Here is a 24,964-nt window from a genome sequence, read left to right as displayed (position 1 = left end):
AGCCGGCGACGACGGGAGAGGATGGACCGAATCGAGTCCGATTGGCAAGTCGCGCCAGTGGTGTCGTGGCAGTTGTGTCGCTGCCAATACACCCGTCAATCACTCCGGGAGTGTGATCAGGCTATCTACCCTGGAACAGCCGCTCGCGGGCGATGAGGGGGCGGGTGGTCTGGTCGGCGTGGCGGCGGGCTCGTTCGATTCGGGCGGCTTTGTCTTGTTCGTTCAGGAGCACGCTGACCTGGGCCCGCTTGAACAGCGCCATCGGGTACTCCGGATGTGAAGCGGGCACGCGATCGAGAGCCCCGCGCGCGTCCTCGTAGCGGCGGGCCGCGAGATAGAGTACGCCCAGTTCAAGATCGTGCGCGAAGCGACTCCCCTGCTCGGCCCGCGCTTTCTCAAACGCCTCGATGGCGACAGCCGTCTGTCCCGCGCCCATCGCCAACTGGCCCAGTTGGGCAAGTTCGGAGCCGGACGGCTTGCGCATCGTGTAGATCTTCTGTCGGAGCTCAATGGCGTCCCCGAGGCGTCCCTGCCGCTCCCGGATCACCGCGAGCGCCTCGAGCGCCGGCAGGCGATCGGGCGTCGCTGCGACAATCTGCTCGAGGAGCGGCTCGGCACGCGCCCATTCCGGGCTGCGCGCATAGTGCAAGGCCAGGTACAGACGCACATCAGGCGAGCGAGGCGCCATCTCCGCCGCGCGGCGGAACATCTCTTCAGCGCGCGCCTGGTGACCGAGCGAGGAGTGTGCGACCGCGAGACGGAGGCAGCCATCCAGGTTATAGGGGTCCTCCCCCAGAATCTTCTCCAGCAACGGAATGACGCGCGCGTATTCGCCGTTGACGAACAGCCCGGACGCCTTGTCCAACAGGTCGAACATCCGCGTCATGTCGACTGGGCGCGGCGCACCCTTTCGCACAATCGGTGCGGCCGTCGCGCTCACGTATCCAAGACTCGCGAGCGACCGTCGCACGTCCTCTCCGAGTGTGTCGGCGGGTTTCGCCGCATCGGGCGAGGGCACGGGATAATCCCGGATCGCCACCTGCAACTGCGCGGACTGGGTGGCCGTCGACGCCAGATCCCGGGCTTCTTTCGGATCGTCGACCACGTCGTAGACTTCCATCCGCCCGGCCAGGATGGACTTCTGCCGCCCTTCCACAGCCATCGTCTGTGGCTGCCATCCGTATTCGAGATACGGCTTCATCGCCTCACCAAGCACGATTTCGGCGGCAGGGCGGCGCAGGCTCCCGGTGGCATCGAGGCCCGCCCAGTCCAGGATCGTGTGATACACCCGCCGCGCGCTCACGGACACGTCGACCGTGCCGGTGGCCACGCCTGGCCCCATTACCACGAGTGGGACATGCATCGTCGACTGGTAGACCAGGTTGCCGTGTAACTGCTCGCCGTGGTCACCGAGTCCTTCTCCGTGGTCGCCGACGATGACGATCGCGACCGGCCCCGGCGCCCCTCGCTCGAACGCCTGAATCAATCGCCCCAACTGCGCATCCATCGAGGCCACTTCACCCAGGTAGGGGTTGGCCGCGAACCGCGTGCGGAACGGTTCGGGCGGCGTGTACGGGTAGTGCGGGTCGAAGTAGTGCACCCAGAGGAACAGCGGCCGCGTGCCTCCCCTGTTCACCAGCGCGAGGGCCGCGTCGGTGGTCGCAGACGCGGCCCGCTCTTCACTCCCTGCCGGCAGGTCATCGTCGTAGAGATCGAAACCCCGGGCCAACCCAAAACGCCGGGAGAGAATGAACGACGACACGAACGCCGCCGTGCGGTACCCTGCCGTCCGGAGCTGCTCGGCCAGCACGGGTTGGTTTGGCGGAACCGTGCGCCCGTTTTCGTGAATGGAGTGTCCGGCCGGATACAGCCCCGTCATCATCGAAACGTGGGACGGCAGCGTTTCAGGGACGGTCGCGTAGGCCTGGCGAAATCGCTTGCCCCGAGCGGCCACGGCATTGAACGCGGGGGTCGTTATCCCGACCGCCTCGGGACCGATGGCATCAGCGCGGGTCGTATCCAATGTCACGAGAAGAACGGATGGTCGTGCGATTGACGCGGGCGCCGGCGTCTGTCCGCGCGAACACGAGGTGAGGAGTACGATGCCAACCAGCGCGACGCAGGCGAACCGGACGCGCTGACAACGCGGACCGGACGCGGGACTGGTCACCGGGATTCCATCCATTGGACCGCAGTGTACCGCAGGCGCTTTCGATGATGCGAGCGAACGCGGCTTCAGGCTCTCGCACACGGGCGACAAGCGCCTGGTGGCCGAGCGCGCAGGCTGCGAAACGTGAGCGGGAAGCAACCGACGACTTCCCTGCCGCTGCCCTACCCCATGCGCTGCATCGACGACAGGAACTCGGCATTCGACTTGGTCTTCCCCATCTTGTCGAGCAGCAGCTCCATCGCTTCGGTCGGCGAGAGCGGAGTGAGCACCTTGCGCAACACCCAGATCCGGTTCAGATCGTCGCGCGGGATGAGCAACTCCTCCTTACGCGTGCCGCTCTTCTGGATGTCGATGGCCGGAAACACGCGCTTGTCCACCAGCTTCCGATCCAGGTGGATTTCCATATTGCCCGTGCCCTTGAACTCCTCGAAGATCACATCATCCATCCGCGAGCCCGTATCGATGAGTGCGGTGGCGATAATCGTGAGCGATCCGCCCTCTTCGATATTCCGGGCCGCGCCGAAGAACCGCTTGGGCTTCTGCAGCGCGTTCGAATCCAGACCGCCCGACAGCACCTTGCCCGAGGGCGGGATCACCGTGTTGTAGGCGCGCGCCAGGCGCGTCACCGAATCAAGCAGAATGAGCACGTCCTTCTTGTGTTCGACCAGCCGCTTGGCCTTTTCGATCACCATCTCGGCCACCTGCACGTGCCGCTGCGCCGGCTCGTCGAACGTCGACGAAATGACTTCGCCCTGCACCGACCGCTGCATGTCGGTGACCTCTTCCGGCCGCTCGTCGATCAGCAGCACGATGAGGTAGACCTCAGGATGATTGGTCGCGACCGACTGCGCGATTGCCTGCAACAACATCGTCTTGCCGGTTCGAGGCGGCGCGACGATCAGGCCGCGCTGGCCCTTGCCGATCGGAATCATCAGGTCCATCACGCGCGCCGAGAGATTCTCGGCCGTCGTCTCGAGCCGCAGTGCCTCCTGCGGATAAAGCGGCGTCAGGTTCTCGAAGAACAGCTTCTCGCGGGCCTGATCCGGCGGTTCGAAATTGACCGCCTCCACCTTGATGAGGGCGAAGTACCGCTCGCCTTCCTTCGGAGGCCGGATCTGCCCGGACACGGTGTCGCCGGTCTGCAGGTCGAACTTCCGAATCTGCGACGGCGACACGTAGATGTCGTCCGGCCCGGGCAGGTAGTTGTAGTCCGGCGCGCGCAGGAATCCAAAACCGTCCGGCAGCACTTCGAGGACGCCTTCGGAGAAGATGAAGCCGCTCTGTTCGGTCTGCGCCTTCAGAATCTGGAAGATCAGTTCCTGCTTGCGCATGCCGGTCGCACCAGCCACGTTCAGATCCTTGGCAATCTGCGTGAGCTTCTGGATACTCATGTCCTTCAGCTCGGAGATGTTCAGCCCCTCGCCCGGGCGCTTCTGGCCGCCGTTTGCGGCCGCAGGCTTCGCGGCTTCGGGTTCGGCTTCGGCGACCGGCGGCTCGACAGGAACTTGGTCATTGGACGCGCGCGGAGTCGAAGCTTGGCGCTTGGGATTGTTTGCCATGGGTGTGCTCAGAACGCTCGGGACGGCTAGTTACAAACGGAACAATCGACGAATGCGGGATGGAAGGCCCCCGCTGCCAGAAATGACTGGGGGTGGCTCGGCAGTTCCACTATAGGGCAGCCGATCGGGCGGTGTCAACCGAGCGTATCGCTCGAGCGTATCGCGCACCCATGTCGCGCCGGCGGCCACTGGGCCAGTTGCCACCGCTTCAGTATGACGAGGGCGATTCTCCTATCCCGACGATGCTGCAGGCCAGGATGGGCTTGAGCCCGAGGCTGCGGGCCCTGGCCACCAGTTCCGGACTGTCAGCGCCAGGGTTGACCCAGAGTTCGACAATGCCCTTCCTCGCAATGTCCTCCAGCACGCGCTCGCCGATCGACGGCGGCAGATAGAGGCTCGCCATATCGATCGGGCCCGGCACGTCGAGGACGGACGTGTACGTCTTCAACCCCTCGATTTCGGTCTCCCGAGGATGGATCGGGATGACCGTGTAGCCCTGCCTGACGAATGCGCGGACGGCCTTGTTCGAGAACTTGGCCCGGTCCGCCGACGCACCGATGATGGCAACCGTTCTGGGCGTCACACCTTCGGCCCTGCCTTCTCGAGTTCTTTCGACTCGGCCGTCACGAACTTCTTGAAGTTGTCGATAAAGCGGGCCGCCAGCTGGCGGTAGCGCTGGTCGTACATTTCCCGGCTCGGCCACGAAAGGGCCGGATCGAGGACGCGGTCCGGGACGTCCGGACACGTCTTCGGCACGTGGAATCCGAACACCGGGTCGATCGTGTACTCGACGTTGAGCAGTTTGCCATTGAGCGCCGCGTTGAGCATCGCCCGCGTGTACCGGATGCTGATGCGTTTGCCAACGCCGTACGGTCCGCCCACCCAGCCGGTGTTGACCAGCCAGCAGCTGACACCGTAGCGCAGCACTTTCTCCTTCAGGAGCCGGGCGTAGAAATCCGGCGGGTGCACCATGAACGGCGCGCCAAAACACGTGCTGAACGTGATCTCGGGTTCCTTGCCCAGTCCGACCTCGGTGCCCGCAATCTTCGACGTGTAGCCGGAGATGAACTGGTACCGGGCCTGGTCCACTGACAGCTTTGCGATCGGCGGCATGACGCCCGACGCATCGCAGGTCAGGAAGATCACGTTCTTCGGGTGACCCGACCGTTTGTCCGGCAGGGCGTTCTCGATGAATTCGAGCGGGTACGACGCGCGCGTATTCTCGGTGATCGCGGGATCGTCGAGATCGATCATCCGCGTCACCGGGTCGAATACGACGTTTTCGAGGATCGTGCCGAACCGGTGGGTGGTCGCGTGAATCTGCGGTTCCGCCGAGGCCGACAACTGGATGACCTTGGCGTAGCAGCCGCCCTCGAAATTGAACACGCCGTTGTCGCTCCACCCGTGTTCGTCGTCTCCGATCAGGCCGCGGGTCGGGTCGGCCGACAGCGTCGTCTTCCCCGTGCCTGACAGCCCGAAGAAGACGGCGGCGTCGCCGTCTTTCCCGACGTTGGCCGACGAGTGCATCGGGAACACGCCCTGCAGCGGCATCAGGTAGTTCATCACCGTGAAGATCGACTTTTTGATCTCTCCGGCGTACGCCGTGTTGCCGATGATGCAGAGCCGTTCTGCGAAGTGCAGCGCGATGAACGTGTGGGACGCGGTGCCGTCGATCTGCTGAATGCCCTTGAAATTCGGGCAGCAGATCACCGTGAAGTCAGGCACGTGCCGCCGATACTCCTCGTTGGTGCGCAGCGGCACGAACATGTTCCGCGCGAACAGGCTGTGCCAGGCGTGCTCGGTGACGATGCGAACAGGCATGCGGTAGTCCGGATCGGCCCCGACGTAGCAATCCTGGACGAACACGTCCCGCCCCTGCAGGAATCCCTGCATGCGCGCGAACAACTCATCGAACTTGTCGGGCGAGAAGGGCCGATTGTACTGTCCCCACCAGATGTGCTCCTCGGTCGACGGTTCGCGGACCACGAACTTGTCGTTCGCCGAGCGCGCCGTGTGCTTGCCGGTATTCATCACGACCGCGCCGTCCCGCGTAATCGTGCCCTCCTTCCGGAAGACGATCTCCTCGTAGAGCGCCTCGGTCGGCAGGTTCCAGTACACGCCGCCGAGGTTGGACAAGCCGTGGTTGTCCAGCCCGTAGTCACTCTTCAACGCCGCAGCCTGCGACTGCGCCGGCGTCCTGATATCGAGCAAGTTGATCATAGCCAGTCCCTGATGAGCTTCTTGTCGCCGATGTAGATGTCGTTGGGCGACGTCGGATCCAGCGCCCACTTGATGCGGGCGATCCCCTCGGTGATGTCCTTGACCGTCCCGGCGAAGCTGAGCCGCAAGTGGCCTTCCATGCCGAAGTCGCGGCCGGGAACCGTCACGACCAGCGCCTTCTTCAAAAGGAATCTCGACAGTTCGACAGAGTTGCCGCTGTACGCGCGGAAGTCGGGCAGGCAGTAGAACGTGCCGTCCGGCGCGCAGGTCTTCACGCCGTTGAACGAGGACAGTTCCCGCATCGCCACGTCGCGGTTGTTCTGGATCTGCAGCCGGAGCCCTTCGACAATGCTCTGCAGGCCGATCAACGCGCCTTCGGCGCCCGCCTGCATCACCGGCGACCCGCACGAGGTGGTCTGCGCCTGCACGTTGGTCATCACCGTGACCAGCGGCCGCGGCGCCACGCACCACCCGATCCGAAACCCCGTCATCCCGTACAGTTTCGCGATGCCGTTGACCACGAGGACACGCGAATCCTCGAGATCGCGCGTCGTAAACTGGTACGCCGATGGCGCCCGTTTCCCGTCAAACACCAGTTTGTGGTAGATGTCGTCCATGATCACGTAGATCTTCTTGCGTTCGCAGAAGTCGATGATCTGGGCGATGAACTCTTCCCGATACACGATCCCGCTCGGGTTGTTCGGGCTGTTGATGATGATGGCCTTCGTATTGGATCCGACGGCGCGCTCGATGTCGGCCATTCGCGGATGGAAGGTCCCGTCCTCGGGCGTGACGATCACCGGCACGCCGTAGCACATCTTGACCATCTCGGGATAACTGACCCAGTACGGCGCGAGGATCACCACTTCGTCCTGCGGGTTCAGGATGCAATACAGCAGGTTGAAGATGCACTGCTTGGCGCCCGCCGACACGATGACGTTTTCGGGAGCCACGACTTTGTCGTAGTGCTCCTCCGTATAGCGGATGATGGCCTTCTTGAGAGAAGGCGTTCCGTCGGTCGGGCAGTACTTCACGTCGCCCTGGCTGAGCTTGGCCGCTGACGCGAGAATCGCCGCGATGGGTGTCTTGTTCTTCGGCTCCCCGATGCCGAGGTGGATGACCGGCTCGCCGCGTTCCCGCAGCAGCCGGGCCTCCTCGTTGAGCCGCAGCGTCGGCGACTCGATAATCGTACTGGCAAGCTCACTGACAGCCATGGGTCTCTCCTGTCGGGTGCGAGTCTGGAGGGAACGGGCGCATCGGCCCGGGGGGATATCTATCCAACTATAACCTCTTCTGCGCCTGTTTTTCGCGCAGGCGGAGTTCCACCACATCGGGCACGAGACCGGCAATCGGGCCGCCGAGGGCGAACACTTCTTTGATCAGGCGGGAACTCACGTACGTGTACTGCTCGGCCGGCATCATGAACACCGTTTCCATCTCGGGTCCAAGCCGACGGTTCATCAGCGCCATCTGCAACTCGAATTCGAAGTCCGACACCGCCCGCAGGCCCCGCACGATGACCGAGGCCTTTCGCCGGTGCGCGTAATCCACCAGCAGTCCCTCGAACGATTCCACATCCACGTTCGGATATTCGCGGAACACCTCCCGCACCGTGTCGACGCGTTCCTCCGGAGTGAAGAGCGGGTCCTTCTCCGCATTGCAGAGGATGGCCACAACGATGCTGTCGAACAGCCGGGCTCCCCGCAGGATGATGTCGACATGCCCGTTGGTGAGCGGATCGAACGACCCCGGAAACACCGCCACGCGGTCGTGGGACGTGCTCATGAACCCTCCCTTGTGTCCGCCGATTCGGCCGGCATCTGTCCGTAGAACGCCAGAGCACTGTCTCCGGCAACCAGCCGACGGAGGCACGTCAGTTCGCCCACCCGGTCCGGCGCCGGCCGTCGACTGGCGTGCTCAAGCACCAGCCTCCCATCCACCGTGAGCCGCCCGGCGGCCGTCTCCAGCACGCCGGCCACATCAGTCTCGTACGGAGGATCCAGCAGAATCAGATCGAAACGCTGGCCTGCGGGCATCTGCCGGACCCCGCGCTGGAAATCGTCGCGAATCATAACATAGCCGCTCGCGACACCGCAGTGCGCCAGATTGGCCGCAACCAGTGCGATCGCTCTCGCATCGTGATCGACAAACACCACCTCGGCGGCTCCCCGGCTGAGGGCCTCCAGGCCAAGCGCGCCGGATCCGGCGAACCCGTCCAGCACGCGCGCGCCAGGAATGCGCGCCGTCAGCACATCGAACAGCGTCTGCTTGAGGCGATCCGAGGTCGGGCGAAGGCCTTCCCACGCCGGTGCCTTCAGCTGACGTCGCCTGTACCGCCCACCGATCACGCGCATTCGCCACTCCACCGCACCATTCCTACCCCACCGACGCCAACCCGAATCGCGCGCTCCAGGTCCGCCGCACCTCGGCGATCAACGCCTCCGTCTCATCGCGTCGGGACAGTGCCACTCCCGCGAGCGTCCGCGCCTGCTCCATCACGTCATGGTCGCGCAGCAGGTCACCCGAACGCAACGTCGGCGCGCCAGATTGCCGCGTTCCAAAGAAGTCGCCCGGACCCCGAAGCGCCAGATCCCGTTCGGCAATCACGAACCCGTCTGCCGTCTCGACCAGCGTCTTGAGGCGCCCGCGCCCGGCCACGCCAAGCGGCGCCTGGTACAACAGCACGCAGAACGACTGATGGCCTCCCCTGCCGACGCGTCCCCGCAACTGATGCAACTGGGCCAGTCCGAACCGCTCCGCGTGCTCGATCACCATGACGGACGCGTTTGGCACGTCGATGCCGACCTCGATCACGGTCGTCGACACCAGCACGTGCACGCGGCCGGCGGCGAACGCCCCCATGATGCGATCCTTCTCCTCGGGTTTGAGCCGCCCGTGGAGCAATTCCACGCGGTACGCCGGGAACACCTCGGCCGCCAGCGTCTCAGCCCCCTCGGTCGCGGCCCGCACATCCACCTTCGACGACTCCTCGATGAGCGGATACACGATGTACGCCTGACGCCCGCGCTCGAGCTCGCCGCGGACAAACGCGTAAACATCGTCGCGCCTCGACTGGGGCTTCGCCGTGGTCTTGATCGGCGTCCTGCCGGGCGGCAGATCGCGGATGATCGACACGTCGAGATCGCCGTACGTCGTCAGCGCCAGCGTCCTTGGAATCGGCGTGGCCGTCATCACCAGCACATCCGGCCGCCATCCCTTCTCGCGGAGCACACTCCTCTGCATGACGCCAAACCGATGCTGTTCGTCAATCACCACCAGACCGAGCCGGGAGAACGCCACCCTCTGCTGTACCAGCGCGTGCGTCCCGACCACCAGTTGCGCCATGCCGGATTCGATCTCGCTCAGGACCCGTCGCCGATCCGCGGCCGGCGTCGATCCAGTCAGCAACGCAATACAGTAGGGCGAGCGATCGAGGAGCCGTTTCACGGTGAGGTAGTGCTGCTCCGCCAGGATCTCGGTGGGCGCCATCAGCGCCACCTGCAACCCGTTCTCGATCGCCACCACAGCGGCCAGCAGCGCAACGATGGTCTTGCCAGCCCCGACATCGCCCTGGAGCATCCGGTGCATGGCGTGGGGCCGGGTCATATCGGCGACAATCTCTTTGAGTGCGGACCGCTGTCCGTCGGTCAGCACGAACGGCAGCCGGGCTCTGACGGAATCGCGGATCCGGTCGTTCACCACGACGGACGCCGGTTTCCGTTCCGAGTCAGCGGCCTGCCGTCTCAACAGCAACCCGAGCTGAAAATGCAGGAACTCGTCGAAGATGAGCCGCAATTGCGCGGGCGTCCTGAACGCATTCAGCGTGGCCAGGTCCGTGCCTGGAGCCGGAAAGTGCGACTCCACCAGCGCTGTCCGCCAGTCGGCCAGTGCTATCGAATTGAAGATCCACGGCGGCGTGAGATCAGGCAGATCAGCCGGCAATTGCCGGAGTGCGTCGTACACAATGCGACGCTGGATTCGTCCGGTGACCGAGCCGGCCTTCTCGTACACCGGCACGACGCGCCCCGTATGAATCGTGTCGGCATCGTCCTGGTCGACCAGCTCGTACTCTGGACTGGTCAACTGCAGCCCGCCGGGGTTACGTCGTGAGATTTCGCCGAAGAGCACAATCAAGGCGCCTCGGTGGATGACGTCGGCCATGTAGGGCTGATTCAGCCACGAAACCCGAAGGGTACCGCTGCCGTCCCGGACGACGGCGCTGAAGATCTTGAAACCTGGCCGGCGCGTCAGATGCAGCCCGCACGAGACGACCGTACCGCACACCGTGACGACCTCGCCCTCGCCGAGCGTCGCGATGTCGCGGAACGTCGACCGATCTTCATACCGGAGTGGGAAGCGGCTGAGCAGATCGCCGACCGACCGGAGGCCGGTGCGTTCGAGATCTGCCGCCCGGCGCGGGCCGATCCCCGTCAGCGATTGCAGCGGGTCGTCGAGCGTCACTGCACGATGACCGCCTGATGCGTCTGAACGTCAATCTCCCGGATGCCGACTGGCAGGACGAACTGCGCGTCAAGGCCCACGCCGCCAGGATGTTCGGCCGAGCGCGTGTAGTAACTCACGAGTTGTTGCAGCAACCCCTTTGGAATGGGAATGCCCGCGATGGACGCCGATTCCATGTCGAATGTGGCGATCCCGGCTCGGGTCCTGAGCACGCCCGTCACGCTGACAGGCAGTCGGCCGGTCAGCAGCTGTGACAGTTCCAGGCCTCCCCGTGCCTCGCTCCTCCGGACGGCATCGAGATCGAGCGTCGCCGTGGCCGATACGCGGCCTCCGCCCAGCGCGGTGACGTATGGATCGACCATGCCGGCAGGCAACGTCGATGCAATCTTCAATCGGATGTAGGCGTTCGTCTCGGCTTCGGTCACCACCGTCCGCCGCGCCGCGGCCGGCCGGAACCGCCCCGAGGAAGTCCTCACGCCGTAGTTGGTGATCTCGACCAGCTTCTTGTCGAAGCGGTCAGCGTCGGCGGCCGACAGCGGCGCCGGCAGGCGCTGACCGGCGGCGACCTCGATCGGCGCCAGTACCAGCAGGCCGATGACAAACAGCGAGGCAGCCCGTTGTCGAAGCGGATGTGTCATGCGCGAGGCCCGGTGACCGTACTCGGTTCGAGTCTAGCACGGTCACGGAACGCGCATCTATTTCGAAGACGCCGAAGGTGGAGGGGGATCGAGCTTCTTGACCGGCGCCGCGGGCGCTCCTCGCCGGGCCGCATCCGCCCGTCTCGCCTGCAGCATCAATTCGAGCTTGCGCCGCTCCATCTGCAGTTCGAACACGCGGAACCGCGCCTGCTGCTTGACGTCGAGCGCCTGATCGATCGTGTCGTACGCCTTCCGCAGTTCAGCAGCTGCGCGCACGCTCAGGTCCTGAAGCGCCTTGAGCTTCTCGCGAACCTGCGCCTCGTCGACCTGCACGTCGGGTCCGGTGAGGCGCCCCAACTCCGCGACAATCTGATTGTGCATCCGGTCGTTGCGCCGGCGCGTCTCCTGCAGCGCGGTCAGCTTGGGCAGAAACTGGGCGAACTGATCGTCAGTCAACTTCAGGGCGTCCTGGGCGCGAATCACGCTGTACGCATCGAAGAGTCGCTGCACTTCTACCGGACCGGACTGGTCGCCGCGGCCCGCCGGTGCCCCCCCTCGGGGGGCAGGCGGCCGTGTCTGCGCGGTGGCGATACCCGCCACGCTCACGCACGCGACGACCATGGCTGCCATCAGCGGAAACAAACGCGTGTGGGACGATGAAATGTGACCGGTCATATGCTGAGTGCTCCACCTGTCGAACATCACGATCACTCTGACGACGGGCCGGAATCGTCGATCTCGGCCTTCAGCAGTCGCGCCAGTTCGGCCTGCTCGTCCTCGGAAAGCGATTCAAGTGCCCGATCGGCCGAACCGATCGTCGCGGGCAGGTCGACGGCCGACATCTCTCCGGCTGTCAGGTCTGCCATGGCTTCGGAAACCAACGCCCACGGTTCATCCTCCACCGAAGGCGCGGGCCACAGCTCAGCTTGACCGACCGGCTGCACGGCCTCCGGTCTGGCCACCCGCGTCGGAGGCTGCCGGCTGTTCTGCCACTGCGTCACAGCGACCAGCAGAAGCAGCACAACGACTGAGCCGACTGGAACGACGCTCCATGACCAGGAAAGATCCGCCCACCATCGCCCGGGCTGGGGCGCGGGCGCGCGCCGTACCGTCTCGGCAACGCGAGCGGACAACTGCGTCCAGAAGAGCGGTGACGGCTCCAGGATCTCGTCGGTCGCCGCCAGCGATCTCGCTTGCCTCGCGTCCTCCACGAGGGCGCGGCACGCGTCACACCGCTCGGCATGACGAACCAGGAACTCCCCTGCGCCGCCCTCCAGCACGTCGATAACGTCTTCTGGTGTGAAATGCCTCATACGAGTCACCCGAGATTCCGCTTCATCAGGGCTTTCTTGAGACTCCCGAGAGCGTGGAAGAAGTTGGCCTTCACCGCACCCTCGGACGTCTGCAGCACCTCGGCGATCTGTTTGTGCGACAGGTCCTGATAGACGCGCAGAATGAGCGTGGCCCGCTGCTTTCGCGGCAGACGGGCGACGGCCGCCCTCACCTGTCTCGCCCGTTCCTCCCGCAACACACCGCCAATGGCATCCTCCCCCCGGGCCTGCACGGGAGCGGTTTGATCAAGCGGCGTCAGGACCGGCGTCCGAACCGAAACCTTGTTGAGGCACACATTCACGCTGATGCGGTGCAGCCAGGTGGCCAGCGACGAATCCCCGCGAAACCGCCGAAGACCTCGAAAGGCACGCAGGAACACATCCTGTGAGAGGTCGGTCGCGTCCTCGTGCCGGCCCACAAAACGGTAACACAGCCGGTACACCGCGCGGCTGTGCCGCTCCACGATCACATCAAACGCCTCGGTCCGGCCCTCGAAGCACGCCCGCACCAGCGCCCCGTCCTCCCACTCGTTGAGCGGCAGATGAGCGTCGGCACCGACAGTCGAATCGCTCACCGCCATTTTCTCCGCTCGTCTCAATAGACCCCGAGTGTGCATGGAAAGTGACATCGGCGACCCACATCGTAGCATGCAGTTTGACTTTCGCCTTTCCTTTGCATAGAGTAATCGACGTCGCTCACCCGTCGGGCCCAACGGCCCGCGCAGGCATCATGCCTCGATCGACTCAGGAGGGCGGTCCGTGGCCTTTCCACTCACACGACGCCAGAGGGAAATCCTCGATTACCTCGGCGAATTCATTCAGCAGCACGGCTACGCGCCGAGTCTCGAAGAGATCGGCCGGCGCTTCGGGTTGTCTTCGCTGGCGACGGTGCACAAACATCTGACGAATCTCCAGGAGAAGGGCTTCATTCGCCGGGCCTGGAATCGCAGCCGGTCGGTCGAACTGGTGCCGACACGCGGCGGCGGCCGGGCCATCGAATTGCCTTTGCTCGGGTTTGTCGCGGCCGGTGTGCCCATCGAGGCCGTCGCCACGGCCGAGTCGATCGCGGTGCCGGAAGATCTGGTGGGCAAACGCGACACCTTCGTGCTGAAGGTCCGCGGCGACTCGATGATTGACGAGCAGATTCGCGACGGCGATTTTGTCATCGTCGAGGACCGCAAGACGGCCGAGAACGGTGAGATGGTGATTGCACTGCTCGGCGGATCGGACGTCACGCTGAAGAAGTTTTACCGCGAGGACGGGCACATCAGGCTCCAGCCGGCGAACCCGGCGATGCAGCCGTTACTGGTGACACCCGAGCAGGTGCAGATTCAGGGCGTCGTGGTCGGCGTCATGCGGAAGTACTGACTGATCTGCCGGCCACCCTCATCCCATCTGGAGTGCCGTTATGGCTGATGAAGCGCATCAGGTCAACTTTACGATCGTTCCGGCCGACTCGGCGAATCAGGAACGCACGTACTCGAACTTCTGCGCGGTCTCCCACACGCCGTTCGACTTCACGCTGACGTTCTGTGAGGTGCTGCCGCTGTCGGAACAGGACCTCCGGCACGCCGAGGCCGACCACGTCGTCCGCGCGCCAGTGCGCGTCAAGGTCGCCGTCCCCGTTCAACTGATGCCCAGCCTGATCGCGGCACTTCAAGAACAATTGCGCTCGTTCAACGAGTCGTACGCCAACGTCGGCTGGTCCAAGGGGCCGGTGCATTAGGAGCTTCGCCGGTCGGGCGCAACATGTTGCGCCCCTACGGGACAGTACGGACGAATCGGTCGTAGGGGCACGGCATGCCGTGCCCGAACCTTCGGCATAACACGCAACACGCGGAGACGGCCCGCACGTGAAGACTGCTGAACACATTCAGAGCGTCATCGAGACGCTGTCACGGCAGCATCCCGGGGCCGACACCGAGTTGCTGTACGGAAACGCCTTCCAGTTGCTCGTGGCGGCCATCCTTTCGGCACAGTCCACCGATGTCGGCGTGAACCGGATCACTCCCGAGCTGTTCGCCCGGTATCCGGACGCGGCCGCGCTCGGCGCCGCCGCCCAGGAAGACGTGGAGCGGCTGGTCAAGTCGACGGGGTTCTTTCGGCAGAAGACGCGCGCCATCATCGGGATGTCACAGGTGCTGGTGGAGCGGCATGGGGGTGATGTCCCCCGCACGATGGACGCGCTGGTCAAACTGCCTGGCGTCGGACGGAAGACGGCCAACGTCGTGCTGGGTCATGCGATGGGTATTCCGGGTCTGGCGGTCGATCGGCACGTCCTGCGCGTCGGCAACCGCATCGGCATCGCGTCTTCTGACGATCCTGAGCGAGTCGAACAGCAGCTGACCGGTGCATTGCCTCCCGGATGGTGGACACGGGCGGCCGATACCCTGACTCTCCACGGCAGGCGGATCTGCAAGCCCGCCCCGCAATGCGAACGCTGTGCGGTCAACGCGCTTTGCGCGTTCCGCCGGTCGACTCGACGGCCCGCTCGCGCGCCGATCGTGCACTCGCTCCCCGCTGCCCCGTCCAGCGCCCGCACACGGCGTCCCGCCGCCATCCGCCGGCGCTCCTCCAAACGATGACCCGGGCACGCTTCGAGAAGCTCGTGGCCGAAGCGGCGAGGACGATTCCCAGGCGTTTCCGACAGCAGATTCAGAACCTCGCGCTCATCGTCGAAGCGGAGCCCGACGACGACCTGCTCGACGACATGGAGATCGAGCCTCCGGACACGTTGTTCGGGCTGTACCAGGGCACGCCGCTGACCGAACGTCGCTGGGATCACGGCAATGTGCTTCCGGACCGGATTGTGCTCTACCAGGGGCCGATCGAGGACGCCTGCGAATCGGAGGACGAGATCGTCGCGACGATTGGGGAGACGCTGATTCACGAAGTCGGCCACTACTTCGGCATGACCGAGGAGGAACTCGAGGACATCGAGCAGCGCTACTGGCGAGGCGACGCTGAGGGCTGCGAGCCGGAGGAATCCTGATGCCAATGGCTCGGCGCCGCTTTGGACAGCATTTTCTTGAGCCGGCCTGGATCGACAAAGTGCTGGCCGCCGCGGGACTCCTGCCCGGCGATCACGTCATCGAGATTGGGCCGGGCCGCGGCGCCCTCACGCGGCCGTTGGCCGAGCGGGTGGCGAGTGTCACCGCGATCGAGCTCGATCGCGATCTGGTGGCCTGGCTGCGACCGCGCGTCGCCCGCAATGTCACGGTCGTGTCGGGCGACGTGCTCACGCTGGGGCGAGAGGCCCTCTTCTCCGGCCTGGGGCCGGATCAGCCGGTTCGCGTCATCGGGAATCTGCCCTACAACGTGTCGTCGCCGATCCTGTTCCGTCTCCTGGACCTGCATCGCGAGACCGGACGGCTGATTGACGCATCCTTGATGCTTCAGCGCGAAGTGGCCGACCGTGTTTCCGCGGCGCCAGGTTCACGCGAGACCGGTGTCCTGTCAATCATGGTCCAGCTCGATGCCGACGTGGACACGGTACTGACGTTGCCGCCGGGTGCCTTCAGGCCGGTTCCCAAGGTGCGATCGGCGGTCGTCCGTCTCCGCTTCAGAGCACCCAGTGTGCCGCTGTCGGCAGATTCGAGGCGGCTGTTCGAGGCTCTGGTTCGATCGATTTTCGCCCAGAGGCGAAAGACCCTCGCAAACGCTCTCCGCCCGCTGGCGGCTTCCATGGCAGTCGATCCGAAGGCCGTCCTCGTGTCGGCAGGTATCGACGCCTCCCGACGCCCTGAGACGTTGCATCTGGTGGACCTGGCTGCGCTTGTGGACGCGCTCGCGCCGTTGCCGCGATCTTCTGTGTTATAGTTCGCCTGTCGCAATTGGCTGGATCCTGCCTGCCTTCAAGGCTATCCCAGCGGCCCTGAGAGGTCCGATCGAGCCGATACCGTCAGCGGGCGTCCCGCGCCCGGTGAGGTGATGTGTTGGCCTCGTTCCCCGAGAGAACGGGCGGGCGCATCCTGGTATCGATCGGTCATGCGTGGTGGACGTCGGGGTTCCGGGTTGATTCGTACATGAGAAGAGCACTGGATCCGCGACAATTGTGCTGCCGCCGGGTCTGGAGAGGACGTTGATGTCCGACCAGCCGGCTGTACCTGCTGCTGCCCAGCCGCTGCTCGACGTTGTGGCTCTCGGCGGCCTCGGAGAGTTCGGCCTCAACATGATGGCCGTCTCCTACGGCGACACGATGGTGATCGTGGATGCCGGATCCATGTTCCCGGAACCGGAGTCGCTCGGCGTTGATCTGATCATCCCGGATCTGACCTACCTCCAGCAGCACGCCGCTCGAACGTGCGCGATCGTCCTGACGCACGGCCACGAAGATCACATCGGCGCGCTCTGGCACGTGATGCGGACGGTCAAAGGCCCCGTCTACGGGACGCCGCTTACGCTGGCGCTGGCCGAATCGAAGCTCGCGGAGCACGACTCCGACACGCGGGATCGCCTGGTCAGCGTGCGGCCGCGCGATACGGTCGTCGTCGGCGACTTCACGATCGAATTTCTGCGTGTCACGCACAGCATGCCGGATTGCGTGGCTGTCGCGATCCATACGCCGGTCGGGATCCTCATCTGCACGGGCGACTTCAAGATCGATCAGACACCGATCGACGGGGAACATTTTGATTTCCACCGGCTGGCGCAGCTGGGGAGCGAGGGGGTCCTGGCGCTGTTCTCGGACAGCACGAACATTGAACGCGCCGGGGTCACCGGCTCGGAACTCTCTGTCATCGAGGCGTTCGAGGAGATCTTCTCGAGCACTAAGGGCAAGATCGTCGTGACGTCGTTCGCGACGAGCATCTTCCGCCTGCAGCTCCTGGTGAATCTCGCGGCGCAGTTCGACCGCAAGGTGGCCTTCGTCGGCCGCGGCATGGTGGAGACCTCTCAGATCGCCCAGCGGCTTGGCTACCTCAAGGTGCCAGCCGGCCTGGCCATCCGCGACTCGGAGGTCAAGTCGCACGCGCCGGAATCCGTGCTCTGCCTGGTCACGGGCAGCCAGGGCGAGCCGCTGTCGGCGCTCTCTCGCATTGCGATCAACGATCACCGGCATGTCACGTTGTCCCCCGAAGATGTTGTCGTCTTTTCGGCCAGGGAGATCCCCGGCAACGAGCGCTCGATCGATCGGGTGATGAACCACATCGCCCGGCGAGGCGCCGACATCATCAGCCAGCGGGACAAGCACGTCCATGTGTCGGGGCACGCCAGCGAAGAGGAACTCAAGCTGATGCTGTCGCTGGTGCGGCCGCGGTGCTTCGTGCCGATTCATGGCGGCTTCAGGCAACGGTCGAGATTGGCGCGCGTGGGCAGCCGGCTGACTGGTGATCTTCCGAACCGGGTTACGGTGATCGTCGCCGAGAACGGCGACCTGCTCCGGTTCGATCGCACCGGCGGCGCGATTGCCGGCAAGGTGCCGGCCGGGCGCGTGCTGATTGACGGTTCGGCGGTCAGCGGCCTGGGCGAAGAGGTGCTGCGGGACCGGCGACACCTGGCCGAGGACGGCCTGATCGTCCCAGTGATCGCGATCAACAAGCAGACCGGCATGATTGAAGGCGTCCCCGAACTGATCACCAGGGGGCTCGCGCTGGAACAGGGCGACGACAATCCGCTGCGGGACGCCGCCAGACTCATCGCCGACCTGCTGGAATCGGCGAGCATCGAAGAACGGACCGACTACGGCATGATGAAGGATAAACTGACCGTCGAGCTGCGGCGCTTCATCCGGAAGCGATTCGGACAGCGGCCCCTGGTGCTGCCCGTGATTATGGAGGTTTGAGTCTGTGGCTGCCTCCTCACCCCTGTCGCGCCGCGTGAGCGAAATCGTCGGCGTCGTGCTGATGCTTTTCGCGTTGATGTGGCTGGTCGCGTTGGCGACCTACGTCGCGACCGATCCCGTGTGGTTCTTCAAGCCGGATCCGGGCAGGCCGACGGCCAACCTGATCGGTCCCGCCGGCGCCTTCGCGGACGAACTTTCGTTCCAGGTGGTTGGGTTCGCCGCGTACCTCTTCCCCATCCTGACGTTCGCGATCGGTTCGCAGCGATTCTGGTGCCGCAAGATCGATGCGATCTTCACCAAGCTGATTGGCGTCGCGCTCCTCTTCTCCTCGTCGAGTGCGTTTCTCTTCATCGCCATGACGCCGGCGCGCTCGACCGGACAGGCGTTCTCGCCGGGCGGATGGTTGGGAGAGCAGCTGGGCGGTGCGCTGGAAGCCTCGTTCAACCGCACCGGGTCCTCGATGATTCTGTTGATGCTGTTCGCGGTCGGCGTCATCCTGTCGACGCACTTCTCGTTCGGCCGTTTGTTCCTGCGCCTCTCTACCACCGCGCGACGCTGGGCGGAACGTCGGGTGGACGCCTATCAGACGTGGCGTGTGGAGCGAAAGCGGGATCGCCAGCGGCGCGACATCGTGGCCAAGCACGCGAAGCAGCAATCCGACAAGGTGCAGCCTCCGGGCCCGGCGAAGGTCTCCGCACCCACCAAGGCTGGCCCTCCTGCTGTGGCACCGCCGTCGAACGGCAACAAGCCGGCGGTGGCTCCCGCGGCCATTCAGCCGCGGCCCATGCGTGCGCCCGAACCGGACCTGCCCGCGCCTTCGCAGGCAGGAGGGTCGTGGCCGGGCAACCGAAAGGCGCCCTCCATCCAGGTGGTGCCTCCCGCTGAGGCTCAGACTGGTCAAGTCGGCGACGCCGGCCGCGCGCCTGCGGAGAAGAAGCGAGGCGGAGTCGCCCTGCCGCCCGTGACACTGTTGGATGCTCCGCGCGCCCAACAGAAGATCGACGAACGCGAACTATTGGCATCGGCCCAACTACTCCAGGAGAAGTGCGCTGAGTTTGCCGTGGCCGGATCCGTGGTGCACATTCAATCGGGCCCGGTCGTCACCACCTTCGAGTTCAAGACCGAACCGGGGGTCAAGTACAGCAAGGTGACAGGCCTGGCCGACGACCTGTCGCTTGCCATGCGCGCCGAGTCCGTGCTGATAGAGCGCATCCCGGGCAAGTCGACCATTGGTATTCAGATTCCGAATCAGAATCGCGAGCTGATTTCGCTGCGCGAACTGCTGGAAGCCGACGCCTATCGGCGGTCAGGATCGAAGTTGACGATGGCGCTGGGCAAGAAGATTGACGGCGAACCGTTCATGGCGGATCTCGCCACAATGCCTCACCTGTTGATCGCCGGGGCGACGGGCACCGGCAAGTCGGTCGCGATCAATTCAATCCTCACCAGCATCCTGTTTCGGGCGACGCCCGATGACGTGCGGCTGATTCTGATCGATCCGAAGCGGCTCGAACTCGGCATGTACGAGCAGATCCCGCACCTGCTGACACCGGTGGTCATGGATCCCAAGCAGGCGGCCAACGCATTGAACTGGGCCGTGCGGGAGATGGAAGAGCGCTACAAGACGCTGGCGGCCGAGGGCGTGCGCAACATCGAACAGTTCAATCGGAACGTGCGCCACCAGGCCGAAGGCAAGATCACGCCGCGCGAAGGCGCCGCCATCCCGAAGCCGCTCGCCTACATCGTCATCGTCATCGACGAACTGGCCGATCTGATGATGGTGGCCGGCAACGAAGTCGAAACGTCCATCGCGAGGCTCGCGCAGATGGCGCGCGCGGTCGGCATCCATCTGTTGCTTGCCACTCAGCGCCCGTCGGTTGATGTCATTACCGGCGTCATCAAGGCCAATCTGCCGGCGCGCATCTCCTTCAGAGTGTCTTCGAAAGTCGATTCCCGAACCATTCTCGACGGCAACGGCGCCGAACAGCTTCTGGGCAAGGGCGACATGTTATTTCTGCCGCCGGCCTCGTCCCGGTTGATTCGGCTCCACGGCCCGTATATTTCTGAACAGGAATCGGCCAGGCTGGCGGCGTTTCTCAGACGGCAGGGAGAACCCGTCTACGACGAGATGATTACCGCTGAGGAGAGTCCGCGGGACTCCGTTGAATTCGAAAAGGACGACCTCTACGACGAGGCGGCGCGCATCGTTGTCGGCAGCGGGCAGGCGTCGATTTCCTACCTGCAGCGGCGTCTGCGCATCGGATTCAGCCGGGCCGCGCGACTGGTCGACATGATGGAGGCCGAGGGCATTGTGTCGGCGGCCGCCGGCGGCAAACCCCGCGAAGTCCTCGTCGACAAGGGGTACTTCGACGAAGTGGATCAACAGCCCCGATAGCCTTCGCCACCATGCTTCACTTCCAGCCCATCGTGCCGACCATCGTGAAGATCGTGCCGCCGCCGACCGAGCAGGTCGGCGTGCTGGACGTGCTGGTTGGCGCCGTGGGGCTGACCGGTGTGATTGCCGTGGGGTCGATCGTGCTGGGAGCGGCGCTGGGCGCCCTCATCATTGCCTGCAAGAAGCGGCGGGCGACGTTATCCGACGCGGACGGCGACTCGGACCTGACGCGACTCGATCTCAGCTCGCGCTCCCGCTGACATCCGGCGCCCAATCATCGACCGTAAAGGCGAGCTCAGCCAGCGTTCGCACGGCGACGCCGGTTGGCCCCTTGGGTTGATGCGGCAAGGTCTCTTCCGCCCATGCCGTGCCGCCGATGTCGAGGTGCGCCCACGGCACTCCGCCCGCGAATTCCTTGAGGAAGAGCGCCGCGGTAATCGCGCCGGCCGGCCGGCCACCCACATTGGACACGTCGGCGATGTCGCTGCGCAGTTGCTCGCGATAGTCCTCGACGAGCGGCATGATCCAGGTGTGTTCTCCGGCGCGAGTCGCCGTGTGCTGGACCTGGCCAGTCCACCAGTCCGGTGATCCGAAGAGCCCGGTGATCGAGCGCCCGAGCGCGATCCGAACCGCGCCGGTGAGCGTCGCCACGTCCAGCAGGTGCGTCGCGCCAAGCGTCCGCGCATACCACAAGGCGTCCGCGAGGACCAAGCGGCCTTCCGCATCGGTGTTGAGGACCTCGACGGTCTTGCCTTCGGCGCTGCGCAACACGTCGCCGGGCTTGAGGGCACTGCCGCCCGGCATGTTCTCCACCAGCGGCACGACCCCGATGACGCGAATGTCGGGCTTCAACACGGCAATGGCCTTCATCGCCCCCACGACCGCGGCGCCACCCGACATGTCGCTCTTCATCTCGTGCATCAACTCGGCAGGCTTCAGCGAGATCCCGCCGGCGTCGAACGTCACGCCCTTGCCCACCAGACCCAGCACGACTCCGGGCCGTGGATGTTCGGGGTCGTAGCGCAACACCACCAACCGTGGCCGTTCGGCGCTTCCCCGCGCGACGCCGAGCAACAGACCCATGTTGAGCACCTTCAGCTGGTCTTCTTCGAGCACGTCGGCATCCAACCCGCAGGCATGGGCGATGCTGACGGCGGCAGCCGCGAAGGTCGCGGGCGTGATCGCGTTGCCCGGCTCGTTCGAGAGCATCCGGGCGAGATTGCTGCAGGAACCAAGCACTGACCCCCGGCCCGCTCGCGTCCGCGCCTCCTCGGTCGTGGCGGGTGTGGTGTGCTCAGGCATCACGAGGGTCGCCTTGAGCGGCAGCGGGGTCGATTCCGGATCGGTCTTGTAGCTGCCTGCGTGGTACAGCGCCAGCGTCAATCCCTCCGTGACCGCCTGGACTTCGTCCCCGGCGGAGCTGGCGCCGGCCAGCAGGACGCCAAGGCTGCCATACTTGCGCGCGCGGGCCGCGAGTGCGGCGGCTGTCGCGGCGCGACGCGAGCGGTCGGTGGTGTAAGAGGACCGCGGTCCAAGGCCCACGAGCATGATGCGGCGAGGCCGCCATGTCGCGTCATCGGCGGGCGTGACGAACAGCAGGCCCGGCTTGGCCGTGAACTCCCTGGAGCAGATGGCCTCCGCCAGTCGGCGGGCCACCACCTGGCTGACTCCGTCCAGCGGGACTGGGGCCTCGGCTTCGAAGCTCGGAACGACGAGGACGTCTACGTCCAGCGAGGACGCGGAGGCCTCAACAACGTCGATGGGCAGCGATAGATCATCGAAGTGCATCCGGCAATTATGCACCACTATCCACGTCCACGCCGGCCGAAACGGCTCAGCAGGACGCCACCGAGCCCGAGCGTCCAGGCGACGTACTCAACGACGAACCCGACCAGCAGCACCCCGCCCACGATCGCGCGCAGGGGCAGGCCCGCCAGTCCCACGAATCGAGCGACGAGCGTGAGTGCCCAGATGATCACGAGTCCGACGACCAGCGGCACGATCAGGTTCCGCACTTCTTCCGTCCCCCGTCGGTTGATCTGCTGGCCAATCGCGCACCCGACACCCGCAAACCCCAGCAGCAGCGCCGCCAGGGCGAGCACGATGACGAATGGCAGCAGCAGCAGAAGAGGGATGCCGATAATCGACACCGCCAGCACGAGCACCGTCAGAACGAGCAGCGGAACGAAGAGTACTTGCGCGGCCAGTCCCGTCAGCGCGGCGCGCCACGGCTCGGCCGAAACGCGCTCGGCCACGCGCCGGACCTTCGTGGGAAACACGGTGACGACCATGACAGCCAGTAACCCAACCACCCCGATTCTCACCACCGTCCCAACCAGTTCTACCGATGCGCCAAACGGGGAAGCCCACCAGGTCCAGTCTCTCCACGGGCTGACGTGCACGTACGGGCGAACGGATGGAATCGTGATCCTGACTTCGTTGATCTGTCCGGACACGGTGGCCCCGGCGTCTCGCTCGATGCCTCCGCCCACGCTGGTCACGTCGCCACGGACATCGGCTTTGGGCCCGAGATGCACGCCGCCGCCGACCGCGACCACTTCCCCATTCACCCTGCCGTCGACGTAGATCGATCCGAGGACGGCAACGATGTCGCTGCCGACTTCCTCGTTCTCCCCGACACGAACGTCGCTTCCGATTCGGACCCGCGCTCCGCCGTACCGGACGCGATCGCGATTGTTCGATTCGTCCTCCCACGCCCGGGACACCGATGTTCCTGATTCGCCCGGCGAGACCGGAGCCTCCGATGTCTTCGGCTCGGTCGTCGTACGGGCTCCCGCCTCCGCCGAAGTCGCCGGCTTCGCACTTTCGAACATCTGACGCCTGGAGGTCGCATCAAGAAACGACAACTGGACGACAAGGTCCGAATCCGCGCCGAGCCGCTGCTTCAGTTCCGACCCCGTCACGGGATTCCCATCGACCAGCACCGATCCATCAGAGAGCTCAATGCTGCCGGCGCTCTTAAGCGGCGTCTTCGGCACCAGCACAAGGCCCTGTCTGAGCAGCAGGACCTGGAACCGTTGTACTACGCGGTTCTTCAGCTGCTGCAATTCCGGGCGAACGACGGCCGGGCTGTCGCCGCGCGACTGCGCCAGTACGCCGGGGGCCAGGAAGGCCGTGAGCACGGCCATCACGAGCAGTGTTGCTCTGCGTGGACGGCCGCATCGCAAACGAACATTGGTTATCATCCGTCAATCCTCCTGGGACATCAGCAGACGCTGCAACGCCGCACACGCGCACGCGGCGACGGCAAGATTCACCAACACCCACAGGGCCGGTTCCGGCGCGACGAGCAGCCGGCCGACCACGACCGCCGCGTGAGCGGCGCTGCCCCACATCGTGAGGGCCGTCATTACCCAGACCACACTTGCCGTCACCACCTGGTCGAGGCCCCAGACTACGGCCTCGGCGGCCGCCACCGCCGCGAAGAACATCGAGCGTACCGGCCAGGTCCCGAGAACCACTCCGAGCGTCAACAGGCACGTCGCGACGGCCGTGCGCACGCCCCAGGCCGTCCACCAGCCCGCCCTCGGAACTGCACCAGAGGCAACCCGCGCCATCACGGCGGCGGCAAACGAAGATGGCGGGGGCCGCCTGATCAGCGCCTGCGCGACAGACGCGAATGCCCGATCGGCGTCCTCGGACCTCCCGGTCTGCTCGGCCGTCAGCCAGTTGCCGACGATGTCCCGCTTGTCAGTAGACACTCTAGTAACTCCTACGAGGCGGAGCCCCTTGCAGGTTGCATCGGCCCGGATTTCGCCGGCGCATCGGGCGCCCATCCAGCCTTCGTCATCAGCCGGGCCAACTCCTGCCGGGCTCGGTGAAGGTGGCTCTTGACCGTTCCCAGGGGCAGATCCAGCGTCTCGGCGATCTCGTCGTACGCGAGGTCCTCCTGATACCGGAGCACGATCAGCCGGCGGTAGTCCGGACGGAGCTGGGCCAGCGCACGCTCAAGATCCCTCGCCAGGTTGGCGCCTTCCGCATGATCGAACGGCGTCGGTTCCCGTTCGTCGACGAGCTGGTCGCGCAACTGGTGGCCCGGCGTGTCGACGTCCACCGACACGGTCGGCAACTTCAGCCGGCGCAGATGATCGATGGCGACGTTGTGCGCGATCCTGAGTATCCAGTTTGAGAACTTATAGGTGGGATCGAAGTGTCTGAGTGCCGCGAATGCCTTGACGAAGGCGTCCTGGGCCAGTTCTTCGGCGACTCCCGCGTCCCGCACCATCCGCGCGATCAGATTGAACACCGCGCGGCCATGTCGCTCCACCAGGTCGCGGTAGGCGTCCTGCCTCCCGCCAAGCGCCTGCGAAACCAGCTCGGCGTCGGTCGGCGTGGCTGCCCCGCTCGTCACGACCTCCTCGGTCACACCATGGGGTCAGACCCCATC

The 24,964-nt window shown here is 65.1% G+C and carries 24 protein-coding genes; 8 read left to right on the top strand and 16 right to left on the bottom strand.

Annotated elements, in window-relative coordinates:
* Positions 1 to 121 precede the first annotated feature (121 nt).
* The 12 genes from NTV05_10185 to NTV05_10130 form a co-directional block, all read right to left on the bottom strand.
* Positions 122 to 2,185, bottom strand: a complete 2,064-nt coding sequence (locus tag NTV05_10185) for a sulfatase-like hydrolase/transferase (protein ID MCX6544765.1) — start codon at positions 2,183 to 2,185, stop codon at positions 122 to 124.
* A gap of 146 nt (positions 2,186 to 2,331) precedes the next feature.
* Positions 2,332 to 3,585 carry a transcription termination factor Rho gene (gene rho, locus NTV05_10180; protein ID MCX6544764.1) on the bottom strand — a complete coding sequence of 418 codons (1,254 nt, stop codon included), beginning with the start codon at positions 3,583 to 3,585 and terminating at the stop codon, positions 2,332 to 2,334.
* 352 nt (positions 3,586 to 3,937) lie between these two features.
* On the bottom strand, positions 3,938 to 4,312 hold the full coding sequence (locus tag NTV05_10175) for a CoA-binding protein (protein ID MCX6544763.1): 375 nt from the start codon (positions 4,310 to 4,312) through the stop codon (positions 3,938 to 3,940).
* Positions 4,309 to 5,949, bottom strand: a complete 1,641-nt coding sequence (pckA, locus tag NTV05_10170) for a phosphoenolpyruvate carboxykinase (ATP) (GenBank protein MCX6544762.1) — start codon at positions 5,947 to 5,949, stop codon at positions 4,309 to 4,311. Before pckA ends, NTV05_10175 begins: the two co-directional genes overlap by 4 nt.
* Entirely contained in the window at positions 5,946 to 7,163 is a 1,218-nt protein-coding gene (locus NTV05_10165; GenBank protein MCX6544761.1) for a pyridoxal phosphate-dependent aminotransferase, read from the bottom strand. The genes pckA and NTV05_10165 overlap by 4 nt, the downstream gene beginning before the upstream one ends.
* Positions 7,164 to 7,230: 67 nt before the next feature.
* Positions 7,231 to 7,734, bottom strand: a complete 504-nt coding sequence (gene coaD / locus NTV05_10160; GenBank protein ID MCX6544760.1) for a pantetheine-phosphate adenylyltransferase — start codon at positions 7,732 to 7,734, stop codon at positions 7,231 to 7,233.
* A complete protein-coding gene (gene rsmD, locus NTV05_10155; protein MCX6544759.1) occupies positions 7,731 to 8,303 on the bottom strand; it encodes a 16S rRNA (guanine(966)-N(2))-methyltransferase RsmD in 573 nt (190 codons plus the stop codon). The genes coaD and rsmD overlap by 4 nt, the downstream gene beginning before the upstream one ends.
* A 22-nt stretch (positions 8,304 to 8,325) precedes the next feature.
* The gene (recG, locus tag NTV05_10150; protein ID MCX6544758.1) at positions 8,326 to 10,410 is read right to left on the bottom strand and encodes an ATP-dependent DNA helicase RecG; all 2,085 of its coding nucleotides are present in this window, start codon (positions 10,408 to 10,410) and stop codon (positions 8,326 to 8,328) included.
* A complete protein-coding gene (locus tag NTV05_10145; GenBank protein MCX6544757.1) occupies positions 10,407 to 11,048 on the bottom strand; it encodes a hypothetical protein in 642 nt (213 codons plus the stop codon). Before NTV05_10145 ends, recG begins: the two co-directional genes overlap by 4 nt.
* A gap of 57 nt (positions 11,049 to 11,105) precedes the next feature.
* On the bottom strand, positions 11,106 to 11,723 hold the full coding sequence (locus NTV05_10140) for a hypothetical protein (GenBank protein MCX6544756.1): 618 nt from the start codon (positions 11,721 to 11,723) through the stop codon (positions 11,106 to 11,108).
* A gap of 32 nt (positions 11,724 to 11,755) precedes the next feature.
* Entirely contained in the window at positions 11,756 to 12,361 is a 606-nt protein-coding gene (locus NTV05_10135; protein MCX6544755.1) for a hypothetical protein, read from the bottom strand.
* Positions 12,362 to 12,366: 5 nt separating this feature from the next.
* Complete coding sequence (locus NTV05_10130) at positions 12,367 to 12,954, bottom strand: RNA polymerase sigma factor (protein MCX6544754.1); 588 nt, start codon at positions 12,952 to 12,954, stop codon at positions 12,367 to 12,369.
* Positions 12,955 to 13,138: 184 nt separating this feature from the next.
* On the opposite strand from NTV05_10130, the gene lexA reads away from it, so the two are divergent.
* From lexA to NTV05_10090, 8 genes are all read left to right on the top strand, one after another.
* On the top strand, positions 13,139 to 13,747 hold the full coding sequence (lexA, locus tag NTV05_10125; GenBank protein ID MCX6544753.1) for a transcriptional repressor LexA: 609 nt from the start codon (positions 13,139 to 13,141) through the stop codon (positions 13,745 to 13,747).
* 40 nt (positions 13,748 to 13,787) lie between these two features.
* On the top strand, positions 13,788 to 14,105 hold the full coding sequence (locus NTV05_10120) for a DUF3467 domain-containing protein (protein MCX6544752.1): 318 nt from the start codon (positions 13,788 to 13,790) through the stop codon (positions 14,103 to 14,105).
* A 127-nt stretch (positions 14,106 to 14,232) separates the two neighbouring features.
* A complete protein-coding gene (gene nth / locus NTV05_10115; GenBank protein ID MCX6544751.1) occupies positions 14,233 to 14,964 on the top strand; it encodes an endonuclease III in 732 nt (243 codons plus the stop codon).
* Positions 14,961 to 15,371: a metallopeptidase family protein gene (locus NTV05_10110; protein ID MCX6544750.1), complete on the top strand. Its 411-nt coding sequence runs from the start codon at positions 14,961 to 14,963 to the stop codon at positions 15,369 to 15,371. Before nth ends, NTV05_10110 begins: the two co-directional genes overlap by 4 nt.
* Positions 15,371 to 16,198, top strand: coding sequence for a 16S rRNA (adenine(1518)-N(6)/adenine(1519)-N(6))-dimethyltransferase RsmA (gene rsmA, locus NTV05_10105; GenBank protein MCX6544749.1), 828 nt, complete (start codon positions 15,371 to 15,373; stop codon positions 16,196 to 16,198). The genes NTV05_10110 and rsmA overlap by 1 nt, the downstream gene beginning before the upstream one ends.
* Before the next feature lie 265 nt (positions 16,199 to 16,463).
* Complete coding sequence (locus NTV05_10100; protein ID MCX6544748.1) at positions 16,464 to 18,161, top strand: ribonuclease J; 1,698 nt, start codon at positions 16,464 to 16,466, stop codon at positions 18,159 to 18,161.
* A gap of 4 nt (positions 18,162 to 18,165) precedes the next feature.
* Entirely contained in the window at positions 18,166 to 20,556 is a 2,391-nt protein-coding gene (locus NTV05_10095) for a DNA translocase FtsK (protein ID MCX6544747.1), read from the top strand.
* A gap of 11 nt (positions 20,557 to 20,567) precedes the next feature.
* A complete protein-coding gene (locus NTV05_10090) occupies positions 20,568 to 20,816 on the top strand; it encodes a hypothetical protein (GenBank protein MCX6544746.1) in 249 nt (82 codons plus the stop codon).
* Here NTV05_10090 and NTV05_10085 read toward each other — a convergent pair.
* The 4 genes from NTV05_10085 to NTV05_10070 are packed head-to-tail and all read right to left on the bottom strand — an operon-like array spanning position 20,797 to position 24,943.
* Positions 20,797 to 22,344, bottom strand: a complete 1,548-nt coding sequence (locus NTV05_10085; GenBank protein ID MCX6544745.1) for a leucyl aminopeptidase — start codon at positions 22,342 to 22,344, stop codon at positions 20,797 to 20,799. The two genes, NTV05_10090 and NTV05_10085, sit on opposite strands and share 20 nt — an antisense overlap.
* Before the next feature lie 17 nt (positions 22,345 to 22,361).
* Positions 22,362 to 23,705, bottom strand: coding sequence for a hypothetical protein (locus NTV05_10080; protein MCX6544744.1), 1,344 nt, complete (start codon positions 23,703 to 23,705; stop codon positions 22,362 to 22,364).
* Positions 23,706 to 23,765: 60 nt separating this feature from the next.
* On the bottom strand, positions 23,766 to 24,278 hold the full coding sequence (locus NTV05_10075; GenBank protein ID MCX6544743.1) for a hypothetical protein: 513 nt from the start codon (positions 24,276 to 24,278) through the stop codon (positions 23,766 to 23,768).
* Positions 24,279 to 24,289: 11 nt separating this feature from the next.
* The gene (locus NTV05_10070; protein MCX6544742.1) at positions 24,290 to 24,943 is read right to left on the bottom strand and encodes a sigma-70 family RNA polymerase sigma factor; all 654 of its coding nucleotides are present in this window, start codon (positions 24,941 to 24,943) and stop codon (positions 24,290 to 24,292) included.
* Between the last annotated feature and the right edge of the window lie 21 nt (positions 24,944 to 24,964).

This window comes from Acidobacteriota bacterium, assembly GCA_026393755.1.
In the GTDB taxonomy this organism is placed as follows: domain Bacteria; phylum Acidobacteriota; class Vicinamibacteria; order Vicinamibacterales; family JAKQTR01; genus JBAXOX01.
Note: the sequence above shows the minus strand (reverse complement) of the source record. Positions and strands in the feature narration are given on the sequence as shown.

What these genes read in the sequence shown, in the direction of transcription:
- NTV05_10185 (MCX6544765.1), bottom strand. Translation starts at nt 2,185, where the DNA reads ATGGATGGAATCCCGGTGACCAGTCCCGCGTCCGGTCCGCGTTGTCAG.
- pckA (MCX6544762.1), bottom strand. Translation starts at nt 5,949, where the DNA reads ATGATCAACTTGCTCGATATCAGGACGCCGGCGCAGTCGCAGGCTGCG.
- NTV05_10165 (MCX6544761.1), bottom strand. Translation starts at nt 7,163, where the DNA reads ATGGCTGTCAGTGAGCTTGCCAGTACGATTATCGAGTCGCCGACGCTG.
- coaD (MCX6544760.1), bottom strand. Translation starts at nt 7,734, where the DNA reads ATGAGCACGTCCCACGACCGCGTGGCGGTGTTTCCGGGGTCGTTCGAT.
- rsmD (MCX6544759.1), bottom strand. Translation starts at nt 8,303, where the DNA reads ATGCGCGTGATCGGTGGGCGGTACAGGCGACGTCAGCTGAAGGCACCG.
- NTV05_10145 (MCX6544757.1), bottom strand. Translation starts at nt 11,048, where the DNA reads ATGACACATCCGCTTCGACAACGGGCTGCCTCGCTGTTTGTCATCGGC.
- NTV05_10140 (MCX6544756.1), bottom strand. Translation starts at nt 11,723, where the DNA reads ATGACCGGTCACATTTCATCGTCCCACACGCGTTTGTTTCCGCTGATG.
- NTV05_10135 (MCX6544755.1), bottom strand. Translation starts at nt 12,361, where the DNA reads ATGAGGCATTTCACACCAGAAGACGTTATCGACGTGCTGGAGGGCGGC.
- NTV05_10120 (MCX6544752.1), top strand. Translation starts at nt 13,788, where the DNA reads ATGGCTGATGAAGCGCATCAGGTCAACTTTACGATCGTTCCGGCCGAC.
- NTV05_10110 (MCX6544750.1), top strand. Translation starts at nt 14,961, where the DNA reads ATGACCCGGGCACGCTTCGAGAAGCTCGTGGCCGAAGCGGCGAGGACG.
- rsmA (MCX6544749.1), top strand. Translation starts at nt 15,371, where the DNA reads ATGCCAATGGCTCGGCGCCGCTTTGGACAGCATTTTCTTGAGCCGGCC.
- NTV05_10100 (MCX6544748.1), top strand. Translation starts at nt 16,464, where the DNA reads ATGTCCGACCAGCCGGCTGTACCTGCTGCTGCCCAGCCGCTGCTCGAC.
- NTV05_10090 (MCX6544746.1), top strand. Translation starts at nt 20,568, where the DNA reads ATGCTTCACTTCCAGCCCATCGTGCCGACCATCGTGAAGATCGTGCCG.
- NTV05_10085 (MCX6544745.1), bottom strand. Translation starts at nt 22,344, where the DNA reads ATGCACTTCGATGATCTATCGCTGCCCATCGACGTTGTTGAGGCCTCC.
- NTV05_10080 (MCX6544744.1), bottom strand. Translation starts at nt 23,705, where the DNA reads ATGGCCGTGCTCACGGCCTTCCTGGCCCCCGGCGTACTGGCGCAGTCG.